Raw genomic sequence first — 5,790 nt, 5'->3', positions numbered from 1 at the left:
CCGGGGGCATAGCCGAACAGCTCGCTTTCGGCCAGGTTCTCCGGCAAAGCCGCGCAGTTCAGCGCGAGAAAGGGCGCGTCATGCCGCGCGCTGCTGGCATGGCAGGCGCGCGCCACCAGCTCCTTGCCGGTGCCGGTTTCGCCGCGGATCAACAGCGGCGCATCCAGGGTTGCCACCCGTTGGGCGCGGGTCTTCAGGGTGCGGATGGGCGCCGAGTCGCCGAGCAGGGAGTCGAAGCCTTCGCTGTGGTCATGGTGCAGCGCGGCCAGGCGCGCGCCGATACGGCTCGGCGCATAGAGGGTGAGCAGGGCGCCGGCCAGGTGCGGCTGGCCGGTGTCGGCCAGTTCGCTGATGGGCATGGCGTCGAGCAGCAGCGCCTGGCCATTGAGGGTGACTTCGCGCAGCGGCAGGCGGAACTGCTGTTCGAGCAGGGCGCTATGCAGCTGCGGGTCGCCGAACAGCTCGCCCAGGGCCTGGCCTTCCGGTTCCTGCTGGCACAGGCTGATCAGCGCCGGGTTGGCCAGCAGCACGCGGCCCTCGCCATCCACCGCCAGCACCGGGTCGCTCATGGCCGCGAGCAGGGCGTCGAGCTGCAGGCGCCGGCGTTGTCCGGGGAGGATGTCGACTATGGTCACCGCCTGCACGCCACGCACCTTGAACAGCGCCTCGCGCAGTTCGTCGAGTACCTCGGCGCTCAGGGTCGGCGCATCGATATAGACGTTGGGCGGCACCATCTCCACCGCATCCAGGTTGAGATTGCGCCCGCCGAGCAGGGCCAGCACTTCCTGGGTGATACCGACGCGGTCGATAAAGGTGACGTGAATACGCATGGCGGTCGCAGTGGCGGATGGAGAGGGGCGCCAGTATGCCCGGTCTAGCAGATTGTGTGAAAACTACTGCGCTCGGTTATGCGGCGTTAAAAACAGGCTCAAAATGCTCATTTACAGCTCGTAAACTGCGCTTTTTCGCCGCTTTGACCAGCCGGAGGCTGTTACTCACGTAGCGCCTTGCCTAACCTTCGCTCGCTACGTTTTCACACAGCCTGCGAGGCGCCTTAGTTAACTCAGCCGCAGCTCAGGCGTTCGATCGTTTCGGCTTCGTCGATATGGATGGTCAGGCGCTGCGGGTTATGCTCCATGGTCGCCATATCGTCCGGGGCGAGCACGCGCACCTGTGCGGCCCCTGCCTGCTGGCGAATCTCCTCGACCCGCTCGACATCTATGGTCTGGCCCAGGGCCTGTTGCACCGCCTCGGCATTGCAGTTGCCGGCAGCCTCCGTGGCCTGTTCAGCCGGCGTATCGCGGGAGCTGCAGCCGGTCATGGCGACAAGCAGCAGCACGCTGGCGGGGAACAACTTGGCGAACATATCGAGGTCCTCTTCTCGCAAAACCTATAGCCATAACGGCTGGCGTGGCCAGGATGTTGAAGCTGTCAGCGCGCGCAACGCCAGGCTGGCGCTGTGCGGATGGCTGTCTGTTTACCATAGGCGAGGCGACGTTGGGCCGCGACCCGGGGGTGGAGTCGGCTACCACTCCAAGATGGAGGCATGGTTTTCCAATGTGATTGCAGTTCGGACTTTTTCTGCAAGACAGTCAAAGCTCAATCCAAAACCGTCGACCCATAGCTGCCTGTAATAAGGGGCCGCAATCGGCCAGGAGCGGACGCTTGAGCCGGGAAATAAATCTGAGTCCCCTTTTTCGTTTACCGTCCCCCGACAGAAAAATGCGATCCCTTGTAACTTCCTTGGAAAATCTGGATATCTCTGCCGGTCTGGGCCATCACTGCTTTCCGTAAATGTGCGTAGTCCTCGCTCTCGCGGCTATAAGCAAAACCCCCATTAATGACAACGGTCCGCGCATTGCCAGCCCCCTCGACACTCGAGGGGTAATAGCTGGAGAGCAGTATGAGCTTGATGTTGTCTTTGTCTTGCGGACTGATCCGCCAGGTTACGGATTCGTAGGAGCTCAGAACGAGAATCAACGGTCTGGCTGTCGGGCGAATGGCAAGGCTAATACTGCCGGGTCTGTTGCCCGGCCCTTTGGATAGGTTGTTCGAGGACTCATAAACGCCAATGCCTTCGATCTGGGCATCCTTGGCGACTTCTGCAAAGGGTATTGGGGCATTCCGGTGGTCGAGAGGCTGCTGAGCAGTGTAGGCGGGCGGTGACGGACGTAACCCGCCACCTCCGAGCGAGGTCTGGCCACCGGTGGTCGACGATTGCTGTGTCATGGCTTCGAGCTTGGCCATCTGCCGCTCTAGGTTCCGGTTGCTGAGAAAGTCAGCGAGCGCAAGCGATTTGCCCTGTTGCAAATGGAGACCGAACCATACGCCGTCAAGCGAGCGCCGCATAAAGCCGGCTCTGCCATAGAGTTCATAAATGATCCCGGCGCTACCTTCTTCCGTTTCGACAGGCGAGAGCGAGGCATCTTCAATATTCAGGGCCCAGGGCCGGGTTCTTACAGGGCGCTCGTAGGCGTCCACCAGAACAGTGGATTCGCTTAGTTTGGCGTACCGATTCCCGATGAACTCTCCGGTTTTCCAGAGTGTCTCTTGGCCCGACTCCAGGTCGAGTTTCATCAGGTCTCGCACGCTCACAAAAAACAGGGCGCGCCCATCAAGCATCGAGGTAGGCCGCAAAGAGGTGACCCCTGGGCCTGCCTTGATCGTGAGGCTCTTGAGTATTGTCCCCTGTATGCCATTGGCATCGCGCTCGTAGGCAACGAGCGAAAGCGCTCGGTCCGTACCTATCGCAATCCTGCCGTCCGGAAGCGGAAGGGCCCAGCTCTGACGCTTCAGCGCAGGCAGTCCGGCGGAAAGTTCGCCGCTCTGGAAGTCGATAATCAATAGCTGGCCGTCCGAGTCGCTTGCCACCGCAGCCGAGAGTCCTGTCAGCCAAGCAAGCAAGTTGTAGGCCTCCCTGGCCTGCCAGAGTACCGCTCCGGTTTCCGTGTCGAAGAAGGTTACCCCTTTGCCATAGCCACCTGGCAATGCCAGGACCCGGCCGTTGGGCGACAGCAATGCGTCGTGGAACCGCGCGTCGCTGAGCTGTGGCAATTTGACAATGGGTTTGCCACTCGGGATTTCTATGGAGAGCAGTTCGCCGCGAGTGCCTTGGAGAATGGCGACTCCGGCGGCAGATGCCGATATGCCCGAAGTGATGTCAAGACCGGGCGAAACGAAAGTGGGCGCTTCGAGAGGTGTTATGGGGCGCAATGCCGCCTGCGATATCCTTCGCTCGACCTGCTTGATCTGAAGGAAGCGCAGCAGGATTTCATCCTGCGCGATCAGGCAGTCGCGGCTCACCGGCAGCTTCCTGATGTCCTCCACCGAGTCGAATCTTGAGATTGCTAGACTCTTGCCGCAGGTCAGGCCGCGAATTTCCCGTAGCGCCCCATATTGGGCAAAAAGTTTCTCCTGTGCGGACTCATCGTCATCCATCAGGTTGTGCAGCGTTTCTTCTGTGGCGCGAATATCGGCGCTGGGCGGAAAGGCCCTGTTTACCTTTTCGCCGGGAGACAGGAGGGCTTCTTCGACGAAGGAGCAGCCCGAGATGCTCAGGGCAAGCAGTGATACAGCAATTATTCGCACATGGAACTCCATTTCCTGTAGGTTCTGGTCGGGCCAGCAAGACGACGGGTGTAACTGGCTGAGGATTGCGCGAGGCTAGTCGCTTCTACGGCAGAGAAGCAAGCAGCTGTTGCTCTTCACCCGCGTGCCTGCTTGAGCGTCTCGACGATGCCGATATTGTGCAGTGACGGCCGGCGTGATCGGAGGCGCTGTCCTCGAGCAGCGGGTTCAAGATATCGATCAAGGCCTACATCTCGGCCACTCGTACCGGCGCCCTTGCAGCGTTCGTGCCAGCTACTCCTCAAGGCGACCCGTGGCGTCACGATCGCGCTCGTATCGTCTTGTGAGCGGAAACGGCGGCAACCAGGACTCGCGACGGACGGTCCAGAGTTCGTAGGTTGGCATCAGTTGGTCAGGGGCATCCAGGGCTCCCAGGTGCACTTCGATTTCGTCTGCGCTGAGACCGAAAACGGACGAGCCGCAGCGGGGGCAGAAAAACCGCCCGGCGTAGTCGCGTGTTTCGCCATCGATGGTCACCGCATCCTGAGGGAACACCGCGGATGCGTGAAACAGGGCTCCATGGTGCTTGCGGCAGTCCAGACAGTGACAAAGGCCGACCCGGTAGGGGAGGCCCGTGGCCACGATGCGGACGTTGCCGCACAGGCAACCGCCGGTGAATTGGTCCATGCTGCGTCTCCTCTAAAACCAAGCGGTCGTGTTCACTACGAACCCCGTCGGGCGTCCACGATGCTCTACCCACTGGGCCGCGATGGAGTCCTTGCGCGACGCTTGAGCATTTCGTTGATGGCTAGCGCAAGGCCGGTCTTCCCGAGTGACGCGCCGGCTGGACCTCGCAAACGGCCATTATCGGTGGTTGTGAAAATAGCAGCTAAACGACTGCAAAGGGTCGGATAGCGGCCGGTGGCCAATGACCGAGGCCGATCCTAAGCGAGCGTTTACACCACCACCGGATTAACCTCCGCCCCCTCCAGCCTTGCCGCTTCGCAGCTTTAACCGGGCGCGCAGCCGGCCCAGGCCCCAGAGGCTCAGAAGCACCACGGCGCACATGCTGACAAAGGCCAGCCAGGCGTTGGGCCATAGCAGCGGCATGCCGAACAGGATCAGGCTGTCATTGCCGCCGGGCACCAGGGCGGCGCCGGTGCTTCGAGCGTGGCCAGGTAGGTTGGGGCTTGTCACAGCGAGGCCCGGGCATCACGCAAGTGGATAGTGCTTGAGGGCCGTCCCTGCGCCGCCCCACCCTCGGGCTTATCCAGCGAGGAGGACAATCCATGAACCCGTACCGCACCCTGACCCGGCATGACCACGACGGCGTGGCCTTTATCGTTTTCGACCACCCGCCGATCAACCTGGTGGACCGCGAGCTGGTCATCGATCTGCTCAATCTGGCCAAGGCCCTGGAAGGCGATGCGCAGACCCGCGTGGTGATCTTCCGCAGCGCCAATCCGGATTTCTTCCTGGCCCATTACGACCTCGGCAGCCAGCTCGGCAAGCCCGCAGCGCCCTTGGCGGAAGGCCAGGCCAGTGTGCTCAGCGTCTTGTTTAGCCGTTACAGCCGCTTGCCGCAGGTGACCATAGGCGAGTTGCGCGGCCGCGCCCGCGGAGCAGGCAGCGAGTTTTTGCTGGCGCTGGATATGCGCTTCGCCTCCCGCGAGCGTGGCGTGCTGGGCCAGCCGGAAGTCGCGATCGGCCTGCTGCCGGGGGCCGGTGGCACGGTACGGCTGACGCAGTTGCTCGGTCGCGGCCGCGCCTTGGAAGTGTGCCTGGGCGGCGCCGACTTCGATGCCGACACCGCCGAGCGCTACGGCTGGATCAACCGCGCGGTGGCGGACGCCGAGTTGCAGGCTTTTGTCGAGGCCCTGGCGCGGCGTATCGCCGGCTTCCCGGCCAGCGGCATCGCCCATATCAAGGCCGTGGTGGACGGCCTTAGCGCCGCGGATGGCGCGGCGCTGGCGGAGGAATCGCAGCGTTTTGTCGGCGATCTGGTGGCGCCGGAGACTGTGGCGCGCGTGCAATGGCTGATGGCCAATGGCGGGCAGACCGATGGCGTTATGGAGCGCGACCTGGGCGCGTTGCTGGAGTGCTACCCGCAGGCGCTGGATAAGGCTTGATTAGGGCTCGCCATTGGCCCTACTACCCTTCACTTAGGCCCAGTGAGTGGCATTTTTCGTAGCCCGGATGCAATCCGTGGAGCTCTCCACCCCA

Annotated in this window: 5 protein-coding genes; 1 reads left to right on the top strand and 4 read right to left on the bottom strand. The window is 62.3% G+C overall.

The features are described from left to right. The 4 genes from Q8Q83_RS16320 to Q8Q83_RS16305 form a co-directional block, all read right to left on the bottom strand. Positions 1 to 830 (bottom strand): sigma 54-interacting transcriptional regulator (locus Q8Q83_RS16320; RefSeq protein ID WP_305625181.1); only part of this gene is annotated, 830 nt, incomplete at its 3' end. 233 nt (positions 831 to 1,063) lie between these two features. Beyond that, a complete protein-coding gene (locus Q8Q83_RS16315) occupies positions 1,064 to 1,366 on the bottom strand; it encodes an I78 family peptidase inhibitor (protein WP_305625180.1) in 303 nt (100 codons plus the stop codon). Positions 1,367 to 1,701: 335 nt separating this feature from the next. After that, positions 1,702 to 3,600, bottom strand: coding sequence for a PQQ-binding-like beta-propeller repeat protein (locus Q8Q83_RS16310; protein ID WP_305625179.1), 1,899 nt, complete (start codon positions 3,598 to 3,600; stop codon positions 1,702 to 1,704). A 261-nt stretch (positions 3,601 to 3,861) separates the two neighbouring features. After that, complete coding sequence (locus tag Q8Q83_RS16305) at positions 3,862 to 4,254, bottom strand: GFA family protein (RefSeq protein ID WP_305625178.1); 393 nt, start codon at positions 4,252 to 4,254, stop codon at positions 3,862 to 3,864. A gap of 602 nt (positions 4,255 to 4,856) precedes the next feature. Between Q8Q83_RS16305 and Q8Q83_RS16300 the strand changes: the two genes are divergently transcribed. Next, positions 4,857 to 5,696, top strand: a complete 840-nt coding sequence (locus Q8Q83_RS16300; protein ID WP_305625177.1) for an enoyl-CoA hydratase/isomerase family protein — start codon at positions 4,857 to 4,859, stop codon at positions 5,694 to 5,696. The last annotated feature ends 94 nt before the right edge of the window (positions 5,697 to 5,790 follow it).

Source organism: Pseudomonas sp., from assembly GCF_030696055.1.
Lineage (GTDB): Bacteria > Pseudomonadota > Gammaproteobacteria > Pseudomonadales > Pseudomonadaceae > Aquipseudomonas.
Note: the sequence above shows the minus strand (reverse complement) of the source record. Positions and strands in the feature narration are given on the sequence as shown.